This window comes from Streptosporangium amethystogenes (assembly GCF_000721075.1).
Taxonomy (GTDB): domain Bacteria; phylum Actinomycetota; class Actinomycetes; order Streptosporangiales; family Streptosporangiaceae; genus Streptosporangium; species Streptosporangium amethystogenes.
Genome location: NZ_JOEQ01000104.1, coordinates 1 through 2013, shown reverse-complemented (window position 1 = coordinate 2013; position 2013 = coordinate 1). Strand labels below are relative to the sequence as shown.

Genomic DNA, 2013 nt, shown 5'->3' with positions numbered 1-2013 from the left:
GATCACTCCGCCGTCGATCCGGCTGTTTCTGATGACCACGTTGTCGGCGTGGACGAGCAGGTCACCGGTGATGTGCACGCCGTCGAGCACGGTGCCCGGAGTCCGGACGCGGTAGGCCGCGCCGTCCTCGTTCAGGGTTCTCTGAGCCAGTTTGGTGTCCTTCGGTACACCGGTACACGCCGGAGTCGGATGACTCGGGCAACCGCCGCCTGGCACGGGGGAGAAGGTCGCGCTCGGGGCGGGGGTGGGAGTCGGCCCGCTCGTCCTGGTGCCGCTCGGCGTCACCGTCACCGTCACCGTCGGCGTTGGTGTCGGCCTCGGCGTCGAGGTGATGCTCTGGGTGGGCGTCCTGCTCGGGCTCGGTGTGAGACTCCGGTCGGGTGTTCTGCTGGGCGTCGTCGTGACGGTCGGCCTGGGGATGGTCGGCGTCGCGGTGACGGTCGGCGTCGCGGTGACGGTCGGGCCCGGGGTGGGGTTCAGGGTGGGGTTCGGAGTGGGGCTTGAGACGGAGGCCGAGGGCGTCGGGCCGGTCGGGGACACCGTCGTGGTCTGTTCCGGAGTAGGGCTCGGACTCACTGACGGCCGGGAGCCGGGAGACCTCGTGACGCGCGGCCTGGGATCACGATCGTGCCAGCGGAAGACGACGTCCACCCAGTAGTTGTAGCCCTTGGGGTTCGACCTGTGCGGGAACGCGCTGTCGCCGTACCCGAACACCCCCGCGTCGCGGGGCATCGTGGACAGCGGACCCGAGCGGGCGGATGTGAAGCCCGTGCTGCCCACGAAGGTGCCCTGGCTGTGGTAGGAGACCGTGTAAAGCCGCTTGGCCTCCAGGCGGACGGGCGTGGCGAATCGGGCCTGCTGCCAGCCGGACTCGCTCTCCTCGGCGAACACGACGCGCGCCAGTCGCTGCCCGGCCGCGTTCCAGAGGCTTCCGGTGTGCCTGCCCCTCTCACCCTCGGCCTTGTAGAACCGCACCCCGGTCACCCAGCCGTTCCGGGCGGGGGTGAACCGCATGCCCAGTTCGACGGGCGCGCGACCGGTGTGCTTCGGGACCCGCACCTCGCTCGCCGCGGACCAGAAACTCGTCTCCCTGGGGCTGGGGGATTCCGGGGTCTGCGCGGTGGGTGCCGACTCGGCTGCCGCCTGTTCCACGGTGACGGAGTCGCGCGTGACGATCCAGGCGGCGGGGATGGAGACCGCCAGCAGGGCCACGATCAGGGCCGGTATGAAGAGGCCCCGCTGTGATCGCCGGCGCCGGGGTGACCTGCCCTCGGCGCCGCCGCCGCCGTGGCCTGGGGGGTTTGTACTGGCCATTTCTCTGACCTCCGTGCCGATGCGGGATCGGCTCGACAATGTGTCCGTTCTGGTCCCCGTACAGAGGCCATTGTTGCGACTGAGGTCATAGATACGTGCCGGGTTTGCGGTATCAGCGGTTAAATGTCATCAAATATCGACCTTCCGGGAAGGTCATTATGGAACGACACCAATATGAATGATCATTCATAGTTGTGCGCAGCAAGTTGGAAATATCGGTATATGAATCAGCCTGCGCAGGCCAGCGGGCCGACGGTGGCGGTGATCCGATAGTTCCGGTCGATCGTCACCAGGGAGTTTCCGGCCCAGTCAATGGCTGCGCACTCAGAATCGACCGGTCCGTAAACCCAGGATTTGTCGACCAGTTTGTTGTCGCGCATGATCAGTCTTCCACGCCCGTTCCTGAGCTGGATGCTGTAGGTGCCGCCCATCACGAGGTTGTCGGTGACGGAGGCGTCCACGATCTGTTCGTCGACGAGGAAGATGGGGGCGGTGACGTCCTTGGCATCGCGTTGGTCGACGGTGTTGTGGTCGAAGATCAGGCCTTTTCCGGTGTGGTAGGTCTGGATGCCGTCGGAGTGATCTCCGGGGTTGGAGCACAGGTGGACGTAGGAGTCGGTGATGACGATGTCGTCGCCGGAGGCTCGGAAGCCGTCGCTGTGGCCGCGGACGTGTACGCGGGTCGCGGTGTATTTGTCC

At 66.5% G+C, this 2013-nt stretch carries 2 protein-coding genes; both read right to left on the bottom strand.

Translation table 11 applies throughout. The annotated features are described in order from the left end of the window. A partial coding sequence (locus tag IG98_RS51750) for a DUF4082 domain-containing protein (protein WP_030926413.1) occupies nucleotides 1–1314 on the bottom strand: 1314 nt, incomplete at its 3' end. A gap of 227 nt (nucleotides 1315–1541) precedes the next feature. Beyond that, on the bottom strand, nucleotides 1542–2013 hold a 472-nt coding region (locus IG98_RS52245; protein WP_030926411.1), incomplete at its 5' end, for a hypothetical protein.